At 66.2% G+C, this 26007-nt stretch carries 25 protein-coding genes and 1 tRNA gene; 16 read left to right on the top strand and 10 right to left on the bottom strand.

What is annotated here, in order from left to right; all coding sequences use genetic code 11:
* Nucleotides 1–47: 47 nt before the first annotated feature.
* Complete coding sequence (tyrS, locus tag RRU_RS10535; RefSeq protein ID WP_011389785.1) at nt 48–1304, bottom strand: tyrosine--tRNA ligase; 1257 nt, start codon at nt 1302–1304, stop codon at nt 48–50.
* Between the two features lie 99 nt (nt 1305–1403).
* Between tyrS and RRU_RS10530 the strand changes: the two genes are divergently transcribed.
* A complete protein-coding gene (locus RRU_RS10530; RefSeq protein WP_011389784.1) occupies nt 1404–2531 on the top strand; it encodes an anhydro-N-acetylmuramic acid kinase in 1128 nt (375 codons plus the stop codon).
* On the opposite strand, the gene RRU_RS10525 is transcribed toward RRU_RS10530, so the two are convergent.
* Nucleotides 2483–3145, bottom strand: coding sequence for an alpha/beta hydrolase (locus RRU_RS10525; RefSeq protein WP_011389783.1), 663 nt, complete (start codon nt 3143–3145; stop codon nt 2483–2485). The genes RRU_RS10530 and RRU_RS10525 overlap by 49 nt on opposite strands.
* 312 nt (nt 3146–3457) lie before the next feature.
* On the opposite strand from RRU_RS10525, the gene cysE reads away from it, so the two are divergent.
* The 6 genes from cysE to mnmA all read left to right on the top strand — a co-directional run bounded on the left by cysE (nt 3458) and on the right by mnmA (nt 8192).
* Nucleotides 3458–4237 carry a serine O-acetyltransferase gene (gene cysE, locus RRU_RS10520; RefSeq protein ID WP_269147104.1) on the top strand — a complete coding sequence of 260 codons (780 nt, stop codon included), beginning with the start codon at nt 3458–3460 and terminating at the stop codon, nt 4235–4237.
* A 78-nt stretch (nt 4238–4315) separates the two neighbouring features.
* Complete coding sequence (locus RRU_RS10515) at nt 4316–4780, top strand: Rrf2 family transcriptional regulator (RefSeq protein ID WP_011389781.1); 465 nt, start codon at nt 4316–4318, stop codon at nt 4778–4780.
* On the top strand, nt 4777–5883 hold the full coding sequence (locus RRU_RS10510) for a cysteine desulfurase family protein (RefSeq protein WP_011389780.1): 1107 nt from the start codon (nt 4777–4779) through the stop codon (nt 5881–5883). The genes RRU_RS10515 and RRU_RS10510 overlap by 4 nt, the downstream gene beginning before the upstream one ends.
* A gap of 80 nt (nt 5884–5963) precedes the next feature.
* On the top strand, nt 5964–6293 hold the full coding sequence (locus tag RRU_RS10505; protein ID WP_011389779.1) for a ferredoxin family 2Fe-2S iron-sulfur cluster binding protein: 330 nt from the start codon (nt 5964–5966) through the stop codon (nt 6291–6293).
* An 11-nt stretch (nt 6294–6304) separates the two neighbouring features.
* Nucleotides 6305–7003, top strand: a complete 699-nt coding sequence (locus RRU_RS10500) for a TenA family protein (RefSeq protein WP_011389778.1) — start codon at nt 6305–6307, stop codon at nt 7001–7003.
* 55 nt (nt 7004–7058) lie between these two features.
* On the top strand, nt 7059–8192 hold the full coding sequence (mnmA, locus tag RRU_RS10495; RefSeq protein WP_011389777.1) for a tRNA 2-thiouridine(34) synthase MnmA: 1134 nt from the start codon (nt 7059–7061) through the stop codon (nt 8190–8192).
* 21 nt (nt 8193–8213) lie between these two features.
* Here the strand turns inward: mnmA and RRU_RS10490 are convergent, their stop codons facing one another.
* Together RRU_RS10490 and RRU_RS10485 are read right to left on the bottom strand one after the other, a co-directional pair.
* The gene (locus RRU_RS10490; RefSeq protein ID WP_011389776.1) at nt 8214–10685 is read right to left on the bottom strand and encodes a methyl-accepting chemotaxis protein; all 2472 of its coding nucleotides are present in this window, start codon (nt 10683–10685) and stop codon (nt 8214–8216) included.
* Between the two features lie 451 nt (nt 10686–11136).
* Nucleotides 11137–11349 (bottom strand): hypothetical protein, encoded by a 213-nt coding sequence (locus RRU_RS10485; protein WP_011389775.1) that lies wholly within the window; start codon nt 11347–11349, stop codon nt 11137–11139.
* A gap of 169 nt (nt 11350–11518) precedes the next feature.
* Here RRU_RS10485 and RRU_RS10480 point away from each other — a divergent pair, with 169 nt between their 5' ends.
* The 3 genes from RRU_RS10480 (at nt 11519) to RRU_RS10470 (ending at nt 13333) form a co-directional block, all read left to right on the top strand.
* Entirely contained in the window at nt 11519–12295 is a 777-nt protein-coding gene (locus RRU_RS10480; protein ID WP_207187480.1) for an endonuclease/exonuclease/phosphatase family protein, read from the top strand.
* Between the two features lie 443 nt (nt 12296–12738).
* Nucleotides 12739–13020, top strand: a complete 282-nt coding sequence (locus RRU_RS10475; protein ID WP_011389773.1) for a type II toxin-antitoxin system RelE/ParE family toxin — start codon at nt 12739–12741, stop codon at nt 13018–13020.
* A gap of 13 nt (nt 13021–13033) precedes the next feature.
* The gene (locus RRU_RS10470) at nt 13034–13333 is read left to right on the top strand and encodes a HigA family addiction module antitoxin (protein WP_011389772.1); all 300 of its coding nucleotides are present in this window, start codon (nt 13034–13036) and stop codon (nt 13331–13333) included.
* A 188-nt stretch (nt 13334–13521) separates the two neighbouring features.
* Here RRU_RS10470 and RRU_RS10465 read toward each other — a convergent pair whose 3' ends face one another.
* Nucleotides 13522–13911: a type II toxin-antitoxin system HicB family antitoxin gene (locus RRU_RS10465; RefSeq protein ID WP_011389771.1), complete on the bottom strand. Its 390-nt coding sequence runs from the start codon at nt 13909–13911 to the stop codon at nt 13522–13524.
* Between the two features lie 141 nt (nt 13912–14052).
* Here RRU_RS10465 and RRU_RS10460 point away from each other — a divergent pair, with 141 nt between their 5' ends.
* Nucleotides 14053–14235 carry a hypothetical protein gene (locus RRU_RS10460; protein ID WP_207187479.1) on the top strand — a complete coding sequence of 61 codons (183 nt, stop codon included), beginning with the start codon at nt 14053–14055 and terminating at the stop codon, nt 14233–14235.
* 126 nt (nt 14236–14361) lie between these two features.
* Here RRU_RS10460 and RRU_RS10455 read toward each other — a convergent pair.
* The 3 genes from RRU_RS10455 to RRU_RS10445 all read right to left on the bottom strand — a co-directional run bounded on the left by RRU_RS10455 (nt 14362) and on the right by RRU_RS10445 (nt 15848).
* Nucleotides 14362–14438: transfer RNA gene (locus tag RRU_RS10455), tRNA-Met, on the bottom strand.
* A 73-nt stretch (nt 14439–14511) separates the two neighbouring features.
* On the bottom strand, nt 14512–14850 hold the full coding sequence (locus RRU_RS10450; protein ID WP_011389769.1) for a chaperone modulator CbpM: 339 nt from the start codon (nt 14848–14850) through the stop codon (nt 14512–14514).
* The gene (locus RRU_RS10445) at nt 14847–15848 is read right to left on the bottom strand and encodes a DnaJ C-terminal domain-containing protein (protein ID WP_011389768.1); all 1002 of its coding nucleotides are present in this window, start codon (nt 15846–15848) and stop codon (nt 14847–14849) included. Before RRU_RS10445 ends, RRU_RS10450 begins: the two co-directional genes overlap by 4 nt.
* A gap of 298 nt (nt 15849–16146) precedes the next feature.
* Here RRU_RS10445 and RRU_RS10440 point away from each other — a divergent pair, with 298 nt between their 5' ends.
* The 5 genes from RRU_RS10440 to RRU_RS10420 all read left to right on the top strand — a co-directional run bounded on the left by RRU_RS10440 (nt 16147) and on the right by RRU_RS10420 (nt 22485).
* Entirely contained in the window at nt 16147–17751 is a 1605-nt protein-coding gene (locus tag RRU_RS10440) for an ABC transporter substrate-binding protein (protein ID WP_011389767.1), read from the top strand.
* Between the two features lie 65 nt (nt 17752–17816).
* Entirely contained in the window at nt 17817–18797 is a 981-nt protein-coding gene (locus RRU_RS10435; RefSeq protein ID WP_011389766.1) for an ABC transporter permease, read from the top strand.
* A 4-nt stretch (nt 18798–18801) separates the two neighbouring features.
* Entirely contained in the window at nt 18802–19632 is an 831-nt protein-coding gene (locus RRU_RS10430; protein ID WP_011389765.1) for an ABC transporter permease, read from the top strand.
* Nucleotides 19629–21311: an ABC transporter ATP-binding protein gene (locus tag RRU_RS10425; protein WP_011389764.1), complete on the top strand. Its 1683-nt coding sequence runs from the start codon at nt 19629–19631 to the stop codon at nt 21309–21311. The genes RRU_RS10430 and RRU_RS10425 overlap by 4 nt, the downstream gene beginning before the upstream one ends.
* A 7-nt stretch (nt 21312–21318) precedes the next feature.
* Complete coding sequence (locus RRU_RS10420; RefSeq protein WP_011389763.1) at nt 21319–22485, top strand: pyridoxal-phosphate-dependent aminotransferase family protein; 1167 nt, start codon at nt 21319–21321, stop codon at nt 22483–22485.
* 7 nt (nt 22486–22492) lie between these two features.
* On the opposite strand, the gene glpK is transcribed toward RRU_RS10420, so the two are convergent.
* The gene (glpK, locus tag RRU_RS10415; RefSeq protein ID WP_011389762.1) at nt 22493–23980 is read right to left on the bottom strand and encodes a glycerol kinase GlpK; all 1488 of its coding nucleotides are present in this window, start codon (nt 23978–23980) and stop codon (nt 22493–22495) included.
* A gap of 124 nt (nt 23981–24104) precedes the next feature.
* Entirely contained in the window at nt 24105–25970 is a 1866-nt protein-coding gene (gene thiC / locus RRU_RS10410; RefSeq protein ID WP_011389761.1) for a phosphomethylpyrimidine synthase ThiC, read from the bottom strand.
* Between the last annotated feature and the right edge of the window lie 37 nt (nt 25971–26007).

Below are 26007 nucleotides of genomic sequence, written 5' to 3'. Positions count from 1 at the left end.
CGAAAGTCTACATCACTTCCCGCAAAGCCGAGAAGGCTTTCCCGAGGTTAGCCGGGAAGAACGCGGATCAGGGCGTGGCGTTTCTTCCCCGCGCTCAGCTTGATGGCGCCGTCTTGCACATCGGCGGGCCCCAGCAGGCGGGCGGCGTCGCTCACTGCGACGTCATTGATCCGCGCCCCGCCCTCGGACACCAGACGCTTGACCTCCTTGCCGCTGGCGGCAAGGCCGGTGGCCCGCATCATCTCGGCCAAGGGCAGCCCGGCGGCCAAGGCTTCGGCCGCCACGTCATGGGTCGGCAAGGCGTCGCCGGTGCCGCCCTGCTCGAAGACCTTGCGGGCGGTTTCCGCCGCCGTCAGGGCGGCTTCCGGCCCATGGGCCATGGTCGTCGCCCGTTCGGCCAGGATCTTCTTGGCCTCGTTGATCTCGGCCCCGCCCAGGGCCTCCAGGCGGGCGACCTCGTCGAGCGGCAGATCGGTGAACAGGCGCAGGAAGCGCCCGACGTCGGCGTCTTCCGTATTGCGCCAGAACTGCCAGTAATCATAGGCGGGCAGCCGCGCCTCGTTCAGCCACACCGCGCCCTGGGCCGTCTTGCCCATCTTGGCGCCCGAGGCGGTGGTGATCAGCGGGCTGGTCAGCCCGAACAGTTCCAAGCCATCGACGCGGCGCCCCAGTTCGACGCCATTGACGATGTTGCCCCACTGGTCCGAGCCGCCCATCTGCAGGCGCACGCCGGTGCGGCGCCCCAGTTCAAGGAAGTCATAGGCCTGCAAGATCATGTAGTTGAATTCAAGGAACGACAGCGGCTGCTCGCGGTCGAGGCGCAGGCGTACCGAATCGAAGGTCAGCATGCGGTTGACCGAGAAGTGCCGGCCGAAGTCGCGCAGGAAGGGGATATAGGCCAGACCGTCGAGCCAATCGGCGTTATTGACCATCACCGCGTCGGTGGCGCCCTCGCCAAAGCTCAGGAAGCGCGAAAACACCTGACGGATGCCGGCCATGTTTTGGCCGATCTTCTCGTCGGTCAGCAAAGGCCGGGCCTCGTCGCGGAACGAGGGATCGCCGATGCGCGTCGTGCCGCCGCCCATCAACACCACCGGACGATGGCCGGTGCGCTGAAGCCAGTGGAGCAGCATGATCTGGATCAGGCTGCCGACATGCAGGCTGTCGGCGGTGCAGTCAAAGCCGATATAGGCCGAAACCGGGCCCTTGGCCAACAGCGCGTCCAACCCGTCGAGGTCGGTGCATTGGTGGATGAAGCCGCGATCGCGAACGACCGCGAGGAATTCCGATTTCGGAGCGGTCATGATCCCCGTCCTTGTGAAAAACGATGACTTGCGTGGTGGGAGGCTCGTTTAGCACACTGCCGCCCAGGGAACAATCTTGGGCAAGGGGCGAAAATCACCATGGACCTGCGCGAGTCGGACGGGGCGGTCTGGGCCGTTGGGTTGATGAGCGGCACCAGCATGGACGGTATCGACGCCGCCTTGCTGCGCACCGATGGTCATCAGGTCTTCGAAGTCGGCCCGGCGCTGACCGTGGCCTATGACGAGGCGACCCGCGCCCGCATCCGCGCCTTGCTTGGCACGCCGCCCGGCCGTTCCGTCGCCGAGGTCGCCGACCTCGCGCGCGATCTGACCGAGCGTCACGCCGAGGTCGCCGCCCGGCTGATCGGCCAAAGCGGGGTGACCCCGGCGGTCGTCGGCTTCCACGGTCAGACCCTGCTCCATCGGCCCGAAGCCCGGCTGAGCGTGCAGATCGGCGATGGTGCCCTGCTGGCGCGGCGGCTTGGCGTCGCCGTGGTCAATGATCTGCGGCAGGCCGACGTGCGGGCGGGCGGGCAGGGGGCGCCGCTGGTGCCCGCCTATCACCTAGCCCTGGCCAAGGGGCTGGCGCGGCCGCTGGCCGTGCTCAATCTGGGCGGGGTGGGCAATGTCACCTGGATCGGCGAAGGGGACCAGCCGCCGGTGGCCTTTGACACCGGTCCGGGAAACGCCCTCATCGACGATTGGATGAGGCGTCGGCGTGGGGTGGCGATGGATGCCGATGGCGCTCTCGCCCGCTCGGGCCGGATCGACGGGGCGGCGCTGGAGGCGCTGCTTGGGCATGACTATTTCCGCAAGCCGGCGCCCAAATCCCTTGATCGCGACGCCTTTTCCCTTGAACCGGTGAACGGGCTGAGCGATGGCGATGGCGCGGCCACCCTGGTGGCCTTCACCGCGGCGTCGGTGGCGCGGGCCCGCGACTGGATGCCGGCGCCGCCGAAGCGCTGGCTGGTCTGCGGCGGCGGGCGGCGCAACGGAGCGATCATGGAGGCGTTGACCCGGGGTCTGGGCGTCGCCGTCGATCCCGTGGAAGCGGTGGGATGGGACGGTGACGCCCTGGAAGCCCAGGCTTTCGCCTTTTTGGCCGTGCGCGGCGCCCGCGGTCTGCCCCTGACCTGGCCAACGACCACGGGCGCGCCGCGGCCGTTGACCGGGGGGACCTATTGGCCGGCGGCCACCGTGCTGGGAGCCAGCGCCGTCGCCAGATAGCGATCGACCTCGCCGGCCAGCACATCAAGCTGGTCGCCGAAGAAGTGATTGGCTCCCGCCACCACCTTGTAATCGACCCGGATGTTTTTCTGCTGGGACAGTTTGGCGGCGAGTTTGGCCACCGAAGCCTCGGGGACCAGATCATCCTTGTCGCCATGGATGATCACCCCCGACGACGGGCAGGGCGCGAGGAAGGTGAAGTCATGGCTGTTGGCCGGCGGGGCGACCGAGATGAACCCGGAAATCTCGGGGCGGCGCATCAGCAGCTGCATGGCGATCCAGGCGCCGAAGGAAAAGCCGGAGACCCAGCATTCCGAGGCGCTTGAATTGACACCCTGCATCCAATCAAGGGCGCTTGCCGCATCGGACAATTCGCCCTGGCCGTTGTCGAAGACACCTTGCGATCGGCCGACCCCGCGAAAGTTGAAGCGCATCACGGAAAAACCGCGTCGCGCGAAGGTGTGATAGAGCGCGTAGACGACCTTGTTGTTCATCGTCCCACCCTGGCGGGGGTGGGGGTGCAAGATCAGGGCGATCGGGGCATTGGGGCGCTTGCTGTGGGTGTAGCGACCCTCTAGCCGGCCTTCGGGGCCGTTGAAGATTATCTCTGGCATCTCGGTGTTTGTTTGGTCTATTGCATCCGACGAACGGGGCGAAAAAAACGGGACCGGACTGAAGGGCTTGTCAAAAAGAATAAAGACGATCACTCGCGATCCGTGGAGGTCCTTCCAAAAACACCGGCTTCCGCGAGGAAATCCGTGCCCCAGCCCAGCATAGTCCTGGGGTAGGAAATTAGAAGGATATAGCCCGAACTGCCGTCCGGCTATTCTTGACCGATTTTCTCGGACACCATATATTCGGTGCCTGCGACAGGGGGTCTCCGAGATGGTCTCGATATCCAGTGGCGGTTCGCCGGGCAAGCGGCAGTGGACGATAATATCATGAGCGGCCCTATGGTTTTCAAGCGTTTAAGGGAAGATATCGACGCCATCATGCACCGGGACCCGGCGGCTCGGTCGCGTCTCGAGGTTTTGCTGTGCTATCCCGGCCTTCACGCCGTGCTGATTCATCGCCTTGCCAGTGCGCTGTGGCGGCGCGGCTGGCTGACCACGGGCCGTTTCGTCAGCTATCTGGCTAAGATCGTCACCGGCGTCGAGATCCATCCGGGGGCGACCATCGGCCGACGGTTGTTCATCGACCATGCGACCGGGGTGGTGATCGGCGAGACCGCCGAGGTCGGCGATGATGTGACCCTTTATCAGGGGGTGACCCTGGGGGGCACCTCGCTGCTGCCGGGCAAGCGCCATCCGACGGTTGAAGACGGCGTGATCATCGGCGCCGGGGCCCAGATCCTCGGGCCCTTGCGTGTGGGCGCCGGCGCCCGGGTTGGCGCCAACGCCGTGGTGGTGACCGAGGTGCCCGCCGATGCCACCATGGTCGGCATCCCGGCGCGCATCGCCAGCCGCAGCCTGCGCAAGGAGGATGGCGAATTCTGCAGTTACGGCATTCCCGAGGGGGTGCCCGATCCGATCGCCGGAACCCTGAACGGCCTGATGGACGATGTGCGCCGCCTGAACGCCCGCATCGCCGAACTGGAAGGCCGGCTTGACGAGACGGGGTCCGGGGTGGGGGACCCCCCCGCCGAACGCCGGGGCCCGGCCCTGGTCGAAGACCGCCTCAAAGACGGAGCGCGGGTTAATGGATAACAACGAACGCACGCCCAAGCGTGTGGTGAATGGCACCGCGCATCCATGCGCGCCCGACGTCTGAGAGGAATTTAAGTCATGAGGTTGAGCACGAAGGGTCGCTATGCGGTGATGGCCATGGCCGACCTTGCCGCCCATTCCGGGGGCAAGCCGGTGGCTTTGGCCGATATCGCCGATCGCCAGGAAATTTCCCTGTCCTATCTGGAGCAGCTGTTTGGCCGCTTGCGCAAGGGCGGGCTGGTCAAAAGCGTGCGCGGCCCCGGCGGCGGCTATCTTCTGTCGCGCGAGGCCGGAGATATGCGGATTTCCGATATCATCCTGGCCGTCGACGAACCGATCCAGACCACCCGCTGCTCGCCGGGCTCGCCGGCCGGCTGCCACAACAACAAGGGCCGCTGTATGACCCATGACCTGTGGGAAGAACTGGCCAATCAGATCTATCTTTATCTCAGCAGCGTCTCGCTTGAAGATGTCACCCAGCGCCGGGTCCTTGGCACCAGCGGCCTGATCGGCGAGATGCCCCCCATCGTCGCGGTGCAGTGACCCACGCCGGCGTCTATCTCGACCACAACGCCACCACGGCGCTGCGCCCCGAAGCGGTCGCGGCGATCACCGCCGCCCTGGAGGTTCTTGGCAATCCGTCGAGCATCCACCGCGACGGACGGCGGGCCCGCGCCCTGATCGAGGATGCCCGCGACGCCGTCGGCGCCCTTGTCGGCGCCCGGGCCGAGCGGGTGATCTTCACCTCGGGCGGTAGCGAGGCCAATGCCCTTGGTCTGCTGGGAAGCGGTCGTCGGCTGATCGTCGGGGCGACGGAACATCCTTGCGTGCTGCGCGCCGATCCGGCCGCCCTGCGCATCCGCGTCGATCGCCACGGCGTTGTCGATCTTGGCCATCTCGAGGCCTTGCTGCAGGCCGAGCGCAACCCGGCGGTGGTCGGGCTGATGCTGGCCAATAATGAAACCGGCGTCGTCCAGCCGGTGGCCGAGGCGGTGGCCCTGGCCCATGCCCATGGCGCCCTGGTCCATTGCGACGGGGTTCAGGCGCCCGGGCGCATGGCGCTGTCGCTGGCGGCGCTGGGCTGTGACTCGCTTGCGCTCTCGGGTCACAAGATCGGCGGGCCGGCCGGATCGGGCGCCCTGATCCTGGCCGAGGGCCACGAGGTGAGCCCCGGTTTGCGCGGCGGCGGCCAGGAGCGCGGCCGGCGGGCCGGAACCGAGAATCTGCTTGGCATCGTCGGTTTTGGCGCCAGCGCCGCCACCCTGGGCGCCCAAACGGCGGCCGAGTCCACGCGCCTTGGCGCCTTGCGTGGGCGTTTGGAGGCGGCGGTGACGGCGGCAGTCCCCGGGGTAGTGATTTACGGCGCCGGCGTCGCCCGCCTGCCCAACACCACCTGTGTCGGGCTGCCCGGCGTCGGCGCCGATCGTCAGGTGATGGCCCTGGATCTCGCCGGGCTGCGGGTCAGCGCCGGCAGCGCCTGTTCCAGCGGCACCCTGTCGGCCTCGCCGGTGCTGCTGGCGATGGGAGTGGGCGAGGACGCCGCCCGTCAGGCGATCCGGGTCAGTCTTGGCTGGACGACCACCGAGGACGAGGTGAGCGGCTTTATCGAGGCTTATGGGGCGATGGCCGCTCGTCTGACCGCGTGATTTCGTCCCCGGGGCCTTGCTCCCCGGGCTTGGGAGAGGTATATCGCCGGGCAACCTTTCGCATCCGCTCAGGAGTTGACATGCCCAAGGTCATTTTTATCGATCCCGATGGGGTTCGCCACGACGTCGAAGTCGCGGTCGGCTTGTCGGTTCTTGAAGCCGCCCACCAGAACAATATCGAGCTGGAAGGGGCCTGCGAGGGCTCTTTGGCCTGCTCGACCTGCCATGTCGTCGTCGATCCCGACTGGTATGGCAAGCTGCCCGAGGCCACCGAGGAAGAGGAAGACATGCTCGACATGGCCTTCGGTCTGACCCGCACCTCGCGTCTGGGCTGCCAGCTGATCATGACCGAAGAGCTTGACGGTCTGGTGCTGCGCCTGCCGACCGAAACCCGCGATAGCCGGGGCTAGGGACGCGGCCGATGAAGCGCTATCCAGGCGAGGCGGTGCCGGGGCTTATTCCCCAAGACAGCTTGTTCGCCCGCCTGCGCGGCGCCTGCGCGACGGAGTGGCAGGCCTATACCGGCCACGCCTTCGTGCGCCAGATGGGCGAGGGGTCGCTGCGCGAAGAGTGTTTTCGCCATTATCTGGGTCAGGACTATCTGTTCCTGATCCAGTTCGCCCGCGCTTACGCCCTCGCCGCCTATAAGGCCGAGGCGCTGGCCGATCTGCGGACGGCCGGCCTGGGAATGGCCGCCATCCTTGATGAAATGCGCCTGCATGTGTCGTTGTGCCAGCGCTGGGGGCTGGGCCCGGCCGATCTGGAAGCCCTGCCCGAGGCGCGGGCGACGATCGCCTATACCCGCTATGTGCTCGACAAGGGGCTGGCGGGCGACCTGCTTGATCTCCATGTGGCGTTGAGCCCCTGTGTGGTCGGCTATGCCGAGATCGCCCTGACCCTTCGCCAGAGTCTGAGCGAGGATCACCCCTACGCCGAATGGATCGGCGAATATGCCGGCGAGGCTTATCAGGGCGTCGCCCGTAGCGCGGTGGCAACCCTTGATCGCCTGCTGGTCGAGCGCGGCGGCATCGGCCGCATGCCCGCCCTGATCGCCACCTTCCGTCAGGCGACGCGCCTGGAAGCCGATTTCTGGCAGATGGGCCTGACTTTGAGCGCCTGACCCGTGACGAAGGGCCGCCGGTCGTCCGGCAAAACGCCCGCAAAGGATCAAGACCATGTCCCAGACGCCCCTTTCGCCCCCGCCGGTCGGCGGCCGTGTGGTCGTGGCCATGTCGGGCGGCGTCGACAGCTCGGTGACCGCCGCCCTGCTCAAGGAACAGGGGCACGATGTCGTCGGGCTGACCATGCGGCTCTACGACCACGGCAAGCCGCTGGGGCCGGGGGCGCGCACCTGCTGCGCCGGTCAGGATATCCATGACGCCCGTCGCGTCGCCGATCGCCTCGGCATCGCCCATTACGTGCTCGACTATGAAAGCCGCTTCCGCGAAGACGTGATCGAGCCCTTCGCCGCGTCCTATGGCCGGGGCGAGACGCCGATTCCGTGCGTTTTGTGCAATCAGACGGTCAAGTTCCGCGACCTGCTGGCGGCGGCCTTGGATCTGGGCGGCACAGCTTTGGCCACCGGCCATTACGTGCGCCGCCTGGATGGCCCCGAAGGCCCCCGGCTCTATCGCGCCGTCGATCCCGGCCGCGACCAAAGCTATTTCCTGTTCGCCACGACAAAAGGCCAGCTTGGCCGCCTGCTGTTTCCCTTGGGCGCCATGGCCAGCAAGGACGAGACCCGGGCCATCGCCCGCCGTCTGGGGTTGGCGGTCGGCGACAAGCCCGACAGCCAGGATATCTGTTTCGTGCCCGATGGCGATTATGCCAAGGTCGTCGAGCGCCTGCGCCCCGGCGTGGTCGAAGCGGGCGAGATCGTCGATCTGGACGGCACCGTGCTTGGTCATCACCCCGGGCTGATCCATTTCACCGTGGGCCAGCGCCGGGGCGTCGGCATCGGCGGCTCGGCCGAGCCGTTGTATGTGATCGCCTTGGATACAGCGACCCACCGGCTGGTCGTTGGTCCCCACGCCGCCCTGGCGCGGCGCGAGATCGCGGTCTCGGGCCTTAACTGGCTGGGCGAGGGCGAGGGGCCGGCCAGCGCCGGAACCCGGGCCCGCATCAAGATCCGCCACGCCTCGCCGCCCTTTCCCGGCCAGATCTTCCCCGGCGCGGCGGCGGGCGAGGCCCGGGTGGTGCTTGACGAACCCGCCCACGGCGTCGCCCCCGGCCAGGCCGCCGTCTTCTACGGCCTTGACGACAACGACGCCCGGGTGCTGGGCGGCGGCTGGATCGGCGCCAGCCGCTAGACCAAACCGCAGCCCCTCCGCCTATACCTCGCGCAGGTGGCTGAGGAAGCCGTCGACCTCCTTTTCCAACTGGCGGGCCGAGGCCGACAGGTCGTCGGCGGCGGCTTTGATGCCCTGGGTGTTTTCAAGGGCCTGCATGGCTTCGCTGGCGACCGAACCGATATGCAGGCCGACCTCGCGCGAGGCGATCGAGGCCTGTTCGACGTTGCGGGTGATTTCCGAGGTGGCCGAGGTTTGCTGTTCGGTGGCCGCCGCCGCGCCCGAGGCCTGTTCGCGCATGCCGATGACGATGTCATTGACTTCGGTGATCGAGTCCACGGCCTGACCCATCCATTGCTGCATATCGACCACCGTCGCCCGGATGGTATCGGTGGCCCGCGCCGTTTGATTGGCCAGGGCCTTGACCTCGCCGGCGACCACGGCGAAGCCCTTGCCGGCTTCTCCCGCCCGTGCCGCCTCGATGGTGGCGTTGAGGGCCAGCAGATTGGTCTGGCTGGCGATGTCGGTGATCAGGGCGATCACCGCGCCGATATCGGCGGCGGCTTTTTCCAGGCCGCGCACCCGGTCCACCGCCGTCGTCACCGATTCGGCGGCCTTGGTCGCCCCATTGGCGGTGAGCGAGATGGTGCGGGCGATTTCGCCTTGCGAGGCGGTCAGTTCGTTGGTCGCCGCCGCCACCGTCTGCATGTTGATGCCCATTTCCTCCGATGCCGCGGCGACGTTTGAGCTTTTCTGGCTGACGCCCTCGGAGATGCGGCGCATGTCTTCGGAATCATGGGACAGTTTCTGCGCCGAGTCGCTGACGGCCGAGGCCACCGAGCGCACCTTGCCTTCGAAATCATCGGCCATGCGCACATAGCGCGTGACGTCGGTCCAGTTCAACATCGGCCCGAGGAAGGCCCCGCCCTGATCGAAGATCGGGGTGACGTTGCTTTCGATGATCACGCCATCAAGGGTGAAGCGCTCTTTGAAGGGCATGGCCGACGGGGTGGTGGCGCGGCGGCGCATTTCGCCCGGCGACGGGTGGAACTCGTTGGCCGGGTGGCCCATCGCCTGGGCCGCCGACAGGCCGCGTCCCTTGAGAACATGATCAAGCAGCGTCCGCCCGGCGGCGTTCATATAGGTAATGGTCAGATCGGCGGGATGGCAGAGCAGGGTGGGGGTGGGCTGCAGCTCGACCATCTGCTTGAGCTTGAAGGCCTCGTCGACCGAGGTGCGCAGGGCGTCGGTCGCCCGCGCCATGGTGCCCAACTCGTCCTTGCGGGTCAGGCCGACGATCGTAATGTCGGTCTTGCCCCCGGAGATCTGGGAGATCGCCTGGGCGACGCGCACCAAAGGCCGCGAGATGCCGCCCGCCGACAGCCAGACCAGCCCGATGCCAAGAATGGCGACGACGACGCCAACGCCAAGCTGGGTGCTGATGGTATCGTTGGTGCGGCTCTGGATCTCGGTTTCAAGGGCGATGGCTTGTTCAAGCACGACGGCGCGTGGCACGCGGATGACCACCGCCCACGAGGTTCCCGTGCGGCCCATGGCGATCGGCGCCATGGCGACCAGCGATTTGGTCGCTCCATCGTCAACAGTCACCGCCTTGGTCGGATCGAACTTGGGGAAGAGCGCCGCCGCATCGGGATCGTTCTCGCCCAGCGGCTTGCCGATCGATTGCGGGTATTTGCTGTGGGCGACGACCAAGCCGTCGCCATTGACGATCATCACATCGTTATGATCGTCAAAGAGCGAGGCCGAGACGCTGACCGCCAGCTTCTGCACAAAAGACAGATCGTAATCCGCCCCGGCGACGCCTTGGAAAACCCCGCCGACGACGACGGGAACCGACATGGTGGCGAGAAAAACCGGCTTGCCCTGAACGATATAGGGCAGCGGCCCAACGATGCTTTCCTTGCCGGTGCGCTGCGGCCCCAGATACCACGCCCCCTTGACGATGCCATTGGGATGGCGGGCCTCGCTGTCGTATTCGACCAAGGGCTGGATGGCCAGGGTGCCATCGGCGCCGCGCGTCCAATAGGGCAAAAATCGCCCGGTCTTGTCCGATCCGGTCGCCGTGCCGTCAACGAACAGGGCGTCTTGGCCATCAAGCCCATCAGGCTGCCAAGCCGAATAAGTGCCGTTGAATTCCGGATTGTCCTTCAAGACGTTCAACAAGATGGCGTTGAACGCCTGACGTTGCGCCCGGGCCTGATCGGGGCTGTTGTTGGGGCCGTCTTCCAGGGCGCCGAAGGTGTTGGCGGTGGTGCGCGCGGCATCAAAAGCGCCGTTCAGCGTCGCCTTGATCGAGGCGGCCTGGGTGGTCGCCAGATTGCGCAAGATATCCTCGGCATTGGCGAGGCTCAGCGCGCCGGTGCGCTCGCCGACATAGGTCTGGGTGGTTTTCGACGAGTAAATGGAAAAAGAAATCAAAGTGGCGGCGGCGATGATCAGGCAGGCCCCCGACAGGCCTGAGATCTTCATCTGAATGGAATGGAGTTTTATCATGATTTCCCGCGCCTTTTTATGAGACAGACAGGACGGTATCCTGTGCTGGCGACCGGGCTTGCGAGAGCCCCGGGCGATCTCACGCATGCGCGATGCCACGGGAAAGGGCGGGTTATAACAGAGCGGTACTCAGCGCGCCCCTTTCGGCGCCTCGCCGAAAGCAAGCTTTCTTGCAAAATGCATCGCACTCTGGAGAAAGGCGGGAGCGGCGGCGGCGAGGCCGCCGCGACCGGGGTCGGGGGTTAGGGGGCGGCCGCGGAGGGTTGGCTTTCATACTCGGTCATCAGATGCGCGGGCTGAACCTTGAGCGCCGCGTCGCGGTCAAAGCGCAGCTACAGGGCGCCCAGACCGGGCAGCGAGAGGGCGGCGCCCTGCTGTTGGCCGTCTTGCATCAGCATGTAATCGGCCCCTCGTTCTGAATGACGTAATCGATGCGGCCCTTGGGCCCCGATCACACCTCGGCGAGGAAGACCTTGCCATCCCAGGGATGGTTGACCCCATGGCTTTTGATCAGCACGTGATCGCCCTTGGCCGTCGGCGCCACCTCGACCGTCAAGGTCTTTGGTCCCTGATAGGACTCGCCGTAAGCGGCCATCGGTTCGCCGGCCACGGCGGGAAGGGCGAGGGCGCAGAAGGCGAAGGAGAGGGGGAGGGGGGATCGCATGAGGGGGGCTCCTGTGGGGGATGGTCGAAACACTCGCCCATAAAAAGCCCCCCAAGCCCCCTTCGTCCATGTCTTTGCGGCGAAGGGGCTGGTTGATTTTCCCGAGACTCTCCCCTTCCGTGGCGGTAGGGACCAGAATAAGGCCTATGAGGTAGACGAAGATCTCCTCTTGGGTGATGGTGACCGCACGAGCGAAAGGATCTTCGTGCGCAAAATCGGAGAAAAGACCCCGCCCCTGATCCGGGTGGTCTGTTGGAATATCCTGCATGGCGGTGGGCGGCGGGTCGACGCCATTCTGACGCGGATCGTTCGTCATCGGCCTGATGTGCTTATTCTCACAGAGTTCCGTAACGATGCCTCGGGCCAACGGCTGCGGGCCGGTTTGAGAGACATTGGTCTTTGGTATGAACACTTTGTTCCTACTCATAAGACCTCCAATGGCGTGCTGATCGCCGCCCGGGACTATGTCGATGCGGTGCAGCCCCTCGATACCACGGTGCGAAAGCCCCATCTTTTGCTGGAAGGGCTGGTTGCGGGACTCTCGGTTATTGGCGTGTACATGCCGATGGGCGAGGCCAAGACGCCTTACTGGGAGGCGGTCGTCGCCGCCGCGCGGCGGCGCGAGGCCAGCCCGACGCTGGTCATCGGCGACTTCAACACCGGCAAGCACTTCATTGATGAGAAAGGGACCTCTCTGGTTTCCGCCCCTTTCATGAACCGCATGGAAGAGGCCGGGTTCGTCGATCTCTGGCGTGCCCGAAATCCCGAGGGCCGCGAGTTCACTTGGTTCAGCCACAAGGGAAACGGCTTCCGCCTTGACCACGCTTTCGCCTCGCCCTCGCTGGCCGCAAGGGTCACCGACGTCTTCTATTCCCATGCCGAACGCCTCGACCGCATTTCCGACCACTCGGCCCTGATCTTGGATATTCAGGCTTGGACCGAATGAAAAGGGGTCTAAACCGGGTCTGACCCCTTTTTCTTTGACCCCTTTTTCTTTGCGGCCCAAGCCGATTGGTCGGCCCTTCAGCGCGGGCAATTCTCGCTGCGCCTGTCGCTCGCCCTCGGCCGGGCCGACATCGTTGCCGGTCAACCCTTCGTCGTCACCGGCTTCCGCCCGGAAATCACCGCGGTGCGCTGATGGGCCCACGAGGTGAGCCACACCGTTGACGGGTCGGGCGGGTTCACCACCAGCATCACGGCCGAAAGCGCCGAGCCGGATAGCAAAGACAAGGGCGCGGACAAGGACGACGACGACGATTTCTAGCGGGCTGGTGAAAATCGATAAGGGTATGGAAACCCAATAAGGGTGCGGGAATTGATCTGTTTGAAACAACCCGCGCCGCGTATACACGCGTTGCAGTCTGAACCCGAGGCGGGTATAGTTGGCGCATGATCCGATCGTTCGCAGACAAGGATACCGAGGGGCTTTTTCACGGGCGTTTTGCCCGTAAGCTGCCCCACGATATCCAACGCATCGCCCAGCGCAAGCTGCGGCAGATCCATGCCGCCGAAGTGCTGACCGACCTGCGAGCGCCCCCGGGCAACCACCTGGAGGCCCTGCAACGGGACCGGGCCGGGCAGCACAGCATCAGGATCAATGACCAATGGCGCATCTGTTTTGTTTGGAAAGACGGCGGTGCCGAAGATGTTGAAATCGTCGACTACCACTAAGGAGATCAAGAACATGACCATCAGGGATCTCTCCCCCGTCCATCCCGGCGAACAGCTTCGGGAGGAGTTCATGAAGCCGCTGAAAATCAGCGCCTATAAGTTGGCCAAAGACATCGACGTTCCGGTTAGCCGCATCCAGGATCTGGCCGCCGAGCGGCGGTCCGTCACCGGCGACACCGCTCTGCGCCTCTCCCGATATTTCGGCACCACCCCGGAATTCTGGCTGAATATGCAGCGAGATTTCGACCTGGAAGTCGCCGAGATCGCCGTGGGCGATCAGATCATCGCCAAGGTGCAGCCCCGCGCCGCCTGAGGGGAGCGGAGCGAAGCGAATCACCGGCCTTGCCATCCTGATCCCGCGCGATCGTCCCTGGCCGACATTTCTCATTGCCGCATCGTAACCACTATCCGACATGCCGTGCTCCCTCCCGCAATGGCATGTCGGAAAGCTACCCGTAGGAATAAAGTTCGAGTCGTTTCAACCGCTTCGACGCTGAAACGTTACCCCTGGCGCAGCGCGCGATCCGCCGCCTGGGCGAGGAAGGCGCTGCGGCCGCGCGGGCCGGCCGTGCGATCGATGCGCGCCAGCAGCCCTTCTTCCAGCGTGACATTGACCCGCACCATGCGCCCCGGGCGATCGGCCGGGATCATCACCAAAGCCACGCGGTTCACCTCGGGGGCGTCAACCACCGCATCCGCCGGCGTCGGGTCGGCGATCGGTTGGCCAGCCTCGGCCAGTCCTTCCAGGTGCAGGGCCAAAGCGTCCTCGGCCATGGTGATCGCCTCGGCCACGGTTTCCCCACCGCTGACGCAGCCGGGAAAGTCGGGGAAGCTCACGCCGTAATCGGACTCGGGGTCCTTGTCGATAACGGCCAGATAAAAGGTTTTCATGGCACGTCTCCCTTAACGCAGCTTCAGGCCGGTAATGGCTTCGATACTTCGAAGGACACCGATGGAGAGGGCGAGTTTAGGGTGGGGGAGTTACCACCTGCGGGTGACGGGGCCCTGCGCGGCCGTCTGCTGTCGCCCGAGATGGTCGCCCTGGTGGTCGAGACTTACAACGCGGAGCGCCTGCGCGCGGAAGGCATGCTGCAGCGTGACAAGATGCGTGACGCGTTGCGGCGCCTCGAGCGCAAGATCAAGGCTACGGAAGGCTACGGCGGAGCTGGCGGGGCGCGAATACCGCGCTGGCGGTGGAGCATCTACGCGCCTTGATCGCCTGCATCGAGGTTTTCCCCGGCGAGGGGCGAGGGCAGAAAAACCTGAAGCTTCACGGGCACTTGGCCCAAATAGTAAACCTCGCCCGGCGTAAACCGGGCGAGGCTCTTCACACTGTATTGGTGGTAGCGGAGGAGGGACTCGAACCCCCGACACGCGGATTATGATTCCGCTGCTCTAACCAACTGAGCTACTCCGCCGTCGCTGTGGAGGACGGCTATTTACAGGGGGGCTGGCGGGGTGTCAAGGGTGACGTGCGGGTTTTTTGCGAAATCATCCCTCGCCCTGGCGGCGCTTGCCCAGGGCGCGTCGCAGGTGGGCGCGGCTGTCGGCGGGCAGGTCGTCGACGGCGCCGGCCAGGGTGCGCAATTCCTGGCGCAGGCCGTGGATCTGGTCGATCAGCGACAGCACCACCGGGATCGCCTCCTCGTTCAGGTCCATCTCGCTGCGCAGCTGCCAAATCAGGCGGACGCGGGCGAGGTCGATCTCGTCGAAGGCCGGGCCGGCTTCGCCCTGGGCGGGGGCGACCCAGCCCTCGCTGACCCATAGGCGCAGGTGGGTTAGGGAAAGCTGGCCGACGCTCGCCACCACGTCGCGTTCACTTAATCTCATGATGTCTTACTCCGACCCGCATGGGCCGTATGGGCGGCAGGGGTTGTTTGGGCCATGAGGGGGGCGCGGGGATCATAGGGGTGATCCTTGCGCCATTGGCTAAGGAAGTTCGCCAGGGCGCCGTCGATGGCCGGGGGCAGGGCGATTTTCAAGATCACCCGTTGATCGCCGGCCGGGCGATTGGCCGGATGAATGCCCTTGCCGCGCAGGCGCAGCACGTCGCCGCTGGTCGTCCCGGGGGGCAGGGTCATCGCCACCTTGCCGCTGATGGTTGGAACCTCGATTTTGCCGCCCAGCACCGCCTCGTCAAGAGTGATCGGCACCTCGATCACGATATCGTCGCCGTCGCGCTGGAAGGCGGGGTGAGGGGGCACGCTGATCTCGACCAGACCGTCGCCGGCCTCGCCGCCGTTCAGGCCCGGCGCTCCCTTGCCCTTCAGGCGCAGGATCTCGCCGTCGCGGGTTCCGGGCGGGATGGTCAGATCCAGCACCGGCCCATCGGGCAGGGTGACGCGCTTGCGCAGGCCATTCGCCGCGTCGAGGAAATCGAGGGTGAGGTGAAAGCGCAGGTCGCGTCCCGGGCGCGGCCCCTTGCGCCCGCGTCCCAAGCCGGCGGAAAACAGGTCGGAGAGGTCTTCGAAATCCTCAAAGCCGGCGGTGGTGCCATAGCCGCCGGTGGCCCCGGCATCGGCGTAATCGCGGTAATAATAGCGCGACGAGGCGCCGGAACCCGGCCCCCCTGGCGCGGAGGAGGGCCGCTCGGGGGCGCGTTCGGCGCCGCTGGCGTCGATCTCGCCGCGATCGAAGCGCGCCCGCTTGGCGCTGTCGCCAAGAATGTCATGGGCGGCCGCCAGCTCGCGGAAAGTGGCCGCGGCCTGCGGGTCGCCGGGATGGAGGTCGGGGTGCGAGGCCTTGGCCAGTTTGCGGTAGGCCTTGCGAATGTCATCGGCGGTGGCGTCCTTGCCGACGCCGAGAATGCGATAGGGATCCTTGCTCACGGCCGAGGCCTTGTTGGTTGCATCCGTGCCAACCGCGCCATGCGGGGACTTCGTCGTTCAATGTGGGCGGTGATACCGGCCTGTCAAGGCGGCGTCCCCGGGGGAACGCCCCCGACGTTTTTGCATTTTGAAAAGGGTTGCATCGGCGGCGGCGCATCGTCAGTATATAAAGATCATAGATTTTTAGCATTTAAAACTGGGGTGCCGTCCTCCCCCGCGATCGCCGACCGAATCATCCCCTTCCCCTGTCCCTCTCTCTGCCGCTTTTCCTTCTCTCTTTGTATGAAGGTTCCCCCCTATGTCCCTGTCCCGCAGAAGTTTTCTTGCCTCAACCGCCCTTCTGGCGGGAGCGGCGGCCCTGCCGCGTTTCTCCTGGGCGCAGGGCGCCCCGGCGCCGGTCGCCGGCGGCGTGTTGACCGCCCATCTCAGTTCCGAGCAGCGCATCCTCAATCCGGCGCTGCGCGCCTCGACGGGGGTCTATGTCATCACCAGCAAGATCATCGAATCGCTGGTTGATCTTGGCCCCGATGGCGCGCCGACGCCGGTTCTCGCCACGCGTTGGGAGGCCGCCGCCGATGGCAAATCGGTGACCTTCACCCTGCGCGAGGGGGTGAAGTGGCACGACGGCAAGCCCTTCACCTCGGCCGACGTTCAGTATTCGGCGATGGAGCTGTGGAAGAAGCACCTGAATTACGGCACCCAGCTTCAGCGCTATCTGGAAGCCGTCGACACCCCCGACGCCACCACGGCGATCTTCCGCTATAGCCGGACCATGCCGCTGCCCCTGTTGCTGCGCGCCCTGGCCGATCTGGGCTATGTCGTGCCGCGCCATCTGTTCGAGGGCACCAACGTTCTGGAAAACCCGGCGAATACGGCGCCGATCGGTACCGGTCCGTTCAAATTCGTCGAATACCAGCGCGGCCAGTATATCGTCGCCGAGCGCAATCCCGAGTATTGGCGGAAGGGCGAACCCTATCTCGACCGCGTCGTCTGGCGCTTCATCACCGATAAATCGGCCGCCAGCGCCGCCCTGGAAACCGGGCAGGTGCAGATCAGCGCCTATACCCAGCTCGCCCTGTCGGACATCGAACGCCTGGCCAAGGATTCGCGCTTCGAGGTGTCGTCGCGCGGCAACGAGGCCAATTCGTTCAACAATACGGTCGAGTTCAACCATCGCCGCAAGGAACTGGCCGATGTCCGCGTCCGCCGCGCCATCGCCCATGCCGTCGATGTCGATTTCTTCGTCGAGAACTTCCTCTATGGGCGCGGCAAGCGGGCGACCGGCTTCATCCCGTCGATTTCCCAGGCCTTTTATCCGGGCGGCGCCTTCCCCTATCCGTTTGACACCAAGAAGGCCGAGGCCCTGCTCGACGAGGCCGGCTATCCGCGCCAAAAGGGCGGCGAGCGCTTTTCGCTGCGCCTGTTGCCGATCCTGAACGGCGAGGATGTGCCCCAGTTCGCCACCTTCCTTCAGCAGTCGCTGGCCGAGGTCGGCATCAAGGTCGAGATCGTCCAGCTTGATGTCGCTGGCGCCCTGTCGGCGATCTACAAGGATTGGAACTTCGATCTGGCGACCGGCTGGCACCAGTATCGGGGCGATCCGGCGGTGTCGACCACCGTGTGGTTCCGCTCGGGTAGCCCCAAGGGCGCGCCGTGGACCAACCAGTTCGGTTGGGAATCGGCCGAGGTCGATACGCTGATCGACGATGCCGCCGCCGAGATCGATCCGGTCAAGCGCAAGGCCCTTTACGCCCAATTGGTCGATGTGATCAACGAAGAGTTGCCGGTGTGGTTCGCCACCGAGCGGCAATTCGTGTCGGTCACCAATAAAGTCGTCCAAAACCACCATAATATCCCGCGCTGGCCGTCCAGTGACTGGCATGATACCTGGATTGCCAAGTAGGATTTACCATCGGGGTCGGCGGGCCGCTTTCGGGTGGCCCGCCAGAGTGAAAATCGGACGATTTCATGAGCCTTTTCCTGTTCGCCCTGCGCCGGTTGGCGACAAGCATCCCCAGTTTGCTGATCATTCTGGTCGGCGTTTTTCTGCTGTTGCAACTCGCCCCGGGCGACACGGTCGACGCGCTGTTGGCCCAGATGGGCGGCGGCGATGCCCAGATCATCGAAACGCTCCGCCACTTCTATGGGCTTGACGCCCCGGTGGCGGTGCAGTTGGGGCGCTATCTGCTGCGCCTCGTGCAGTTCGACCTGGGCTATTCGGCCATCTACGGCAAGCCGGTGATCGATGTGATCGTCGAACGCCTGCCGGTCACCTTGCTGCTGATGGGCGCCTCGCTGGTGGTGGCGGTGAGCGGCGGCGTGGCCCTGGGCGTTCTGGCGGCGCGGCGGGTCAATAAATGGCCCGATACGCTGATCTCCACCCTTGGGCTGGTCTTCTACGCCACGCCGTCGTTCTGGCTGGGGCTGATGGCCGTGGTCGTCTTCGCCGTCAAGCTGGGCTGGCTGCCGCCGGGCGGCTTCGAGGAGGTGGGGGCGGGCTATCAGGGACTGACCCGGGCCCTGGATATCGCCCGCCATATGGCCCTGCCGACGATCACCCTGTCGCTGATTTTCCTTGCCACCTATCTGCGGATCATGCGCGCCTCGATGCTCGAGGTCTCCTCGCTCGATTTCGTCCGCACGGCGCGGGCCAAGGGGGTGGACGAGACCAAGATCGTCACCCACCACGTGCTGCGCAACGCCCTGTTGCCGATGCTGACCCTGATCGGCCTGAACGCCAGCACCATGCTGGGCGGATCGGTGGTGGTGGAAAGCGTCTTCACCCTGCCGGGCCTCGGCCGGCTGGCTTACGAATCGGTGGTGCAGCGCGATCTCAATACCCTGCTCGGCATTGTCTTGCTGTCGGCGGTTCTGGTGATCGTCGTCAATTTCATCGTCGACCTGCTGTATGCCCGGCTTGATCCGCGCATCCGCGCCAAAGGACACTGAAGCGATGGCCGCTTTTCGTCGCTATTTCCGCAATCCGTCGGCCGTGCTCGGGCTGGTCTTGCTGATCGCCGTCCTCGGTTTGGCGCTCAGCGCCGATCTGTTGTTCCCGCGCGATCCCCTGGCCCTGGCCGGACGGCCGCTGCAATGGCCGCTAGACAATCCCCGCTTCTGGCTGGGGACGGATAATTCGGGGCGCGATATCGCCGCCCAGATCTTCCATGGCGCCCGGCTGTCGCTGGTGATCGGCGTCGTCGCCACCTCGATCGCCATCGCGCTCGGCGTGCTGGTCGGCGCCCTGGCCGGCTATTACGGCGGGCTGGTCGATGACGCCCTGATGCGCATCACCGACGCCTTTCAGACCCTGCCGAATTTCCTGTTGCTGCTGCTGCTGATCGCGGTTTTCGGCTCGCGCATCGAAACCGTGGTGATCGCCATCGGCATCGTCTCGTGGCCGGCGCCGGCTAGGCTGACCCGGGCGGAGTTCCTGTCGCTGCGCGGGCGGGAATTCGTTCAGGCCGCCCGCCTTGCCGGCCTGCGCGACCTGCGGCTGATCTTCCGCGAGATCCTGCCCAACGCCCTGCCGCCGATCATCGTTTACGCCAGCGTGGTGATGGCGACGGCCATCTTGCTGGAAAGCGCGCTGGCCTTCCTTAATCTGTCTGACCCCAATGTGTCCTCGTGGGGCAATCTGATCGGCCAGGGCCGGGGGGTGCTGCGCAGCGAGTGGTATGTTTCGGCCATCCCCGGCTTTGCCATTCTTCTGACCGTTCTGGCGGTGTCGCTTGTCGGCCAGGGGCTGAACGACGCCCTTAACCCAAGGCTTGCCGACCAATGACCGCGCCGACCCTTCCCTTGGCCTCCCCCCGCCTGATTATCGACGATCTGCGCGTCGCCCTGCCTAAAAGCGCCGACCGTCCCTTCGCCCTAAACGGCATTTCGCTGACCGTCGGCGCCGACGAGATCGTCTGTCTGGTCGGCGAAAGCGGCTCGGGCAAATCGATGACCGCTGGCGCCATCATGCGACTGCTTGGGCCGTCGACGCCGATCACCGGCGGGCGCATCCTGCTTGAAGGCGTGGATCTGCTCGGCCTGTCCGAAGCGGCCATGCGCGCCGTGCGCGGCGCCCGGGTGGGGATGATCTTCCAAGAACCGATGACGGCGCTTAATCCGCTGCATACCATCGGCGATCAGATCGCCGAGACCTTCCGCACCCATGGCACGCTTGGCCGCGCCGAGATCGAACGCCGGGTGCTTGATCTGCTGGCCGAGGTGCTGATCCCCGATCCGGTGGCGGCGGCCAAGGCCTATCCCCACGAGCTGTCGGGGGGGCAGCGCCAGCGGGCGATGATCGCCATGGCCCTGGCCCTGGAGCCGGCGCTGCTGATCGCCGACGAGCCGACCACGGCGCTTGATGTCACCACCCAGGCGCAGATCCTCGCCCTGATCCGCGATCTGCAGCGGCGCAAGGGCACGGGCGTGCTGTTCGTCACCCATGATTTCGGCGTGGTGGCGGAAATCGCCGATCGCGTCGCCGTGATGCGCGGCGGCGAGGTGGTCGAGGAGGGGGCGGCCGCCCAGGTCCTCAACCATCCGCTCCATCCCTATACCCGGGCGCTGATCGCCGCCGTGCCGCCGCTGGTTCCGGCGCCGCCGCGGCCGGTCACCGGCCCGCCGTTGCTGCGGGTCGAGGGCCTATCGAAGACCTATCGCAGCGGCGGCTTCTTTGGCCGGGGCGGACGGGTGACCCATGCGGTCAAGGATGTGTCGTTCACCCTGCGGCGCGGGGCGACGCTGGGGATCGTCGGCGAAAGCGGCTCGGGCAAATCGACCCTGGCGCGCTGCGTCGTCCGCCTGCTGACCAGCGAAAGCGGCTCCATCCATCTCGACGACATCGATCTATCGGCCCTGACCGACAACGACTGGCACCGCGAAAGCCGGCGCATCCAGATGGTGTTCCAGGACCCCTATGGCTCGCTCAATCCCCGGCGGCGGGTTGGCGAGCTGGTGGCCCAGGGGCCGATCGTGCGCGGGGCGCCGCGCCGCGAGGTCGAAGCCCGGGTGCGCGAGCTGTTCGCCCTGGTCGGCCTCGACCCCAAGGCGGTGGACCGCTTCCCCCACGAGTTCTCCGGCGGGCAGCGCCAGCGCATCGGTCTGGCCCGCGCCCTGGCCCTTGATCCCGATGTGCTGGTCGCCGACGAGGCGGTCTCGGCCCTTGACGTCTCGGTGCAGGCCCAGGTTCTGGCCCTGCTTGCCGATCTGCGCGAGCGGCTGAATTTGTCGGTGCTGTTCATCACCCATGATCTGCGGGTGGCCGGACAGATCGCCGATGATATCCTGGTGATGAAGGATGGCGCCGTGGTCGAAGCCGGTCCGACCGCCCGGGTGTTCGCCGATCCCCATCACCCCTATACGAAAACCCTGATGGCGGCGGTGCCCGGACGGGCCTGGATGCCCCCGGTCACGGCGGCCGACCGGCGGGCCGACGACCCGGCGCCCGTTCCCCTTGGTCTTTAGGACGCTCATGGCTCCCCCTTCGCCGCCGCTGATGCTGACCACCGGCCCGGTCACCGCCTATCCCGAGGTTTCCGAGGCCCTGTCGCGACCGATCCTTTATGATGGCGACGACGCCTTTCGCGGCTATTACGCCCAGGTTCTGGCGATGCTGGGCCGGGTGATGGGCTTGTCCACGCCGCCGGTGATTTTGCAAGGCGAGGCGATCTTGGGCATCGAGGCCGCCGCCGCCGGACTGATCGGCCCCAAGGACGTGGTGCTCAATTTGGTCTCGGGCGTTTATGGCCAGGGCTTTGGCCGCTATGCCTTGCGCGCCGGCGCCGAGGTGATCGAACTGGCCGTGCCGTTTGACGCGGCGATCGATCCGGCGGACGTCGCCCGGAGCTTACGCGCGCGCCCCGATATCGGCGTGGTCGCCGTCTGTCATCATGACACGCCCTCGGGCACGCTCAATCCGCTGGCCGACATCGGCGCGGTGGTCGCCGCCCACGGCGCCTTGTTGATCGTCGATGCCGTGTCGTCCTTCGGTGGCATGGAGGTGTTTCCCGAGGCGGTGGCGGCCGATCTGTTCATCACCTCGCCGGCGAAATGCCTGGGCGGAACCCCGGGGCTGAGTTTGCTGGGCGTGTCCGATCGCGCCTGGGCCAAAATGCGGGCCAATCCCCAGGCGCCGCGCGGCTCGTTCCTCAGCCTGCTTGATTGGCAAGACGTTATCGAGGACGGCCGGACCTTTCCGGTCACGCCGTCGATCGCCGAGATCTATGGCCTGGAAGCCGCCCTTGCGCGCCATCTGGCCGAGGGCGAGCGGGCGGTCTGGGCCCGCCACGCCCTGACGGCGCGGGCGACCCGGGCGGGGATTCTGGCCCTGGGATTGGCGCTGTGGCCGACCAGCGAGGCGCTCTGTTCGCCGACCACCACGGCGATCCGCATCCCCGACGGCCTGTCGGACAAGGCCTTGCGCGATCATGCCCGCGACCGGTCGGGCGTGTTGCTGTCGCTGGGGCGGGGGGCGACGGCGGGCAAGGTTCTGCGCATCGGCCATATGGGCCCGGCCGCCCAACCCGATCACGCGCTGCGCGCCGTCGCCGCCCTGGCAGCGGCAGCCAGCGCCCAGGGGCTCGCCGTCGATCGGCCGGCGGGCGAAAGCGCGGTTCGCGCCGTGATCGACGGCATGTGATCGTCCGTTACCGCAGATCGCTGGCCACCCGGCGCACCGCCTGGACCCAGCCGGCGTACAGGCTTTCGCGGCGGCTGGCGGGCATATGCGGGGTGAACAGGCGGTCGCGGTGCCATTGGCCGCCAAGGTCGGCCGGGCTGGCGAAGACCCCCGCTCCCAGGCCGGCCAGGGCGGCGGCGCCCAGCGCCGTGGTTTCGATCACCCGCGGGCGTTCAACGGCGATGCCGGTGATATCGGCCAGGAACTGACAGACCCAATCATTAGCGACCATGCCGCCATCGACGCGCAGGGCCAGCGGCTTGGTGCCGCTGTCGGCGGCCATGGCATCGAGCAGGTCGCGGGTTTGATAGCCCTGGGCCTCCAGGGCGGCGCGGGCGACCTGTTCAAGCGAGGTGTCGCGCGTCAGGCCAAGGATGGCGCCGCGCGCCTCCGGGTCCCAATAGGGGGCGCCGAGGCCGGTGAAGGCCGGAACCATATAGCAGCCGCCCGTATCGGCCACGGCTTCGGCCAGGACCTGGGTTTCGGCGGCGCTGGAAATCGCCCGCAACCCGTCGCGCAGCCATTGCACCGCCGCCCCGGCGACGAAGATCGAGCCTTCCAGGGCATAAGTGCTCTGGCCATTCAGCCGGTAGGCCAGGGTGGTCAGCAATTGATTGCGGCTTTCGACGAAGGTCTGGCCGATGTTGAGCAGGGCGAAGGCGCCGGTGCCATAGGTCGATTTGATCATGCCCCGGGTGAAGCAGCCCTGGCCGACCATGGCGGCATGCTGGTCGCCGGCCATGCCGGTGATCGGGATCGGCGCGCCGAACAGCCCGGGCAGGGTTTCGCCAAAGCGCCCGGCGTTATCGACCACCCGGGGCAGCAGGGCGGCGGGGATGCGAAACAGCGCCAGAAGATCCTCGTCCCAACGGTTGGCGCGGATGTCGAACAGCAAGGTGCGGGCGGCGTTCGTGGCGTCGCTGGCGTGGACGGCGCCGCCGGTCAGCTTATAGAGCAGCCAGGATTCGACCGTGCCGAACGCCAGCTCGCCGGCTTCGGCCCGCCGGCGCAACACCGGATCGTGATCAAGCATCCAGCCGATCTTGGTGGCCGAGAAATAGGGATCGATCAGCAGGCCGGTCTTGCGCCGCACCAGCGCCTCATGGCCCTGGGCCTTCAGTTCGCGGCACAGCGCCGCCGTGCGGCGATCTTGCCAGACGATGGCGTTATGAACCGGCTGGCCGCTGGCGCGCTCCCACAGCACGGCGGTTTCGCGTTGATTGGTCAGGCCGATGGCGCTGATGGCATGGGCGGCGACATCGGCCCGGTCCAGCGCCTCGCGGGCCACCGCCAAGCTGTCTTCCCAGATCGCCGTCGCGTCGTGTTCAACCCAGCCATCGCCGGGGAAATACTGGACCAGGTCCTTTTGGGCCCGGGCGATCGGCTGGCCCTCGTGATCGAAAACGATGGCCCGGCTGCTGGTGGTTCCCTGGTCGATGGCAAGAAGAAAGGGCATGCTGGACGGTCCTGATCCGGGGCGGGGAAGCGGCGGGATGATCCGCCGCCTCCCCCATTTTCAAAAGAACGCCCGCCAGTTTACGCCATTTTCGCGCGAGGGCGAACGCCCTTGCCCCGGCTTCTTATCGCGCGGGTTTCCCCTCCCAGGCGAGGGCGTCGAGAGCTTGCGCATCAAGGTGGACCTCGCCGCCGCTGGCGCGGAAGGTCGCACTCATCTGGTCCAGTCCGGCCTGGGTCAGGGCGTCCGCCCCCTCGAGGGCGCCGTCGCGGATATCATGGCTGATCTTCATCGAACAGAACTTCGGCCCGCACATCGAACAGAAATGCGCCGTCTTATGGGCGGCATGGGGCAGGGTTTCGTCGTGGAAGGCCCGCGCGCCTTCGGGATCGAGGCCGAGGTTGAACTGGTCGCTCCAGCGGAAATCGAAGCGCGCCCTGCTGATGGCGTCGTCGCGCAGCTGGGCGGCGGGATGCCCCTTGGCGATATCGGCGGCATGGGCGGCCAGCTTATAGGCGATCACCCCGGCCTTGACGTCGGCGCGATCGGGCAGCCCCAGGTGTTCCTTGGGGGTGACGTAGCACAGCATGGCGGTGCCGAACCAGCCGATCATCGCCGCGCCGATCGCCGAGGTGATGTGGTCGTGGCCGGGCGCGATATCGGTGGTCAAGGGCCCCAGGGTATAGAACGGCGCCTCGCCGCAGGTGGCGAGTTGGCGGTCCATATTGGCCTTGATCTTGTGCATGGGCACATGGCCCGGGCCTTCGACCATCACCTGACAGCCGTGCTCCCAGGCCACCGCCGTCAAGGCGCCCAAAGTGTCGAGTTCGGCGAATTGGGCGGCGTCATTGGCATCGGCCACCGATCCCGGGCGCAGGCCGTCGCCTAGCGAAAAGGCCACGTCATAGCGGCGCAGGATGGCGCAGATATCGGCGAAGCGCTCATAAAGGAAATTCTCGCGGTGGTGGGACAAGCACCATTTGGCCAGGATCGAACCGCCGCGACTGACGATGCCGGTGGTGCGCGACGCGGTCAGCGGAATATGGGCCAGCCGCACCCCGGCATGGATGGTGAAATAATCAACGCCCTGTTCGCATTGTTCGATCAGGGTGTCTTCGAACACCGCCCAGTCAAGGCGGGTGGCGTCGCCGCCCACCTTTTCCAAAGCCTGATACAGGGGAACGGTGCCGATGGGCACCGGACTGTTGCGCAAGATCCATTCGCGGGTGGCGTGGATGGCCTTGCCCGTCGACAGATCCATCACCGTGTCGGCCCCCCAGCGGATGGCCCAGACCAGCTTTGCCACCTCGTCCTCGATCGACGATCCCAGGGCCGAATTGCCGATATTGGCGTTGACCTTGACCAGGAAGTTGCGGCCGATGATCGTCGGTTCAAGCTCGGGATGGTTGATGTTGGCCGGGATGATCGCCCGCCCGGCGGCGATCTCGGCGCGGACGAACTCGGGCGTGACATGGGCGGGCAGGGCGGCGCCAAAGGCCTCGCCGCCCGCCAACCGCGCGCAGGCCCCGGCCACGGCGCTGTCCCGGCCCAGGTTCTCCCGCGTCGCCACATAGATCATCTCGTCGGTGATCACTCCGGCGCGGGCGTATTCCAGTTGGGTGAAGGGGGTCTCATCGCGGCGGCGCAAGGGGGCGTAGGTCAGGGGAAAGGCCTCGAAATCGCCTTCACTCGGGGCGGGGCGGCCGGCCGTGACCGTGGAATTGCCCCGGGCGCTGGCCCAAGACGCCCGATGGCGGGCCAATCCCTGGCGCAGATCGATCGTCGCCTCGGGATCGCTATAGGGGCCCGAAGGGTCGGCCACCCGCACCGGGGCTTCGCCCGGGTCGGACAGGATGATCTCGCGAAAGGGCACGCGCAAATGGGGGGCGTCGGCCGGGCGGGCATAAACCTTGCGCGAGCCGGGAAAGGGCGCCGTGGCGCTGGCCAGCGGACTGGTGGGGGATAGGGAGGATAAAAACGGCGCAGTCATCGCTCTTCTCCGTCGAGAAAAAGGGCGGTCTGCTGAC

Source organism: Rhodospirillum rubrum ATCC 11170, from assembly GCF_000013085.1.
Lineage (GTDB): Bacteria > Pseudomonadota > Alphaproteobacteria > Rhodospirillales > Rhodospirillaceae > Rhodospirillum > Rhodospirillum rubrum.
This window is presented reverse-complemented; position numbering and strand designations above follow the sequence as displayed.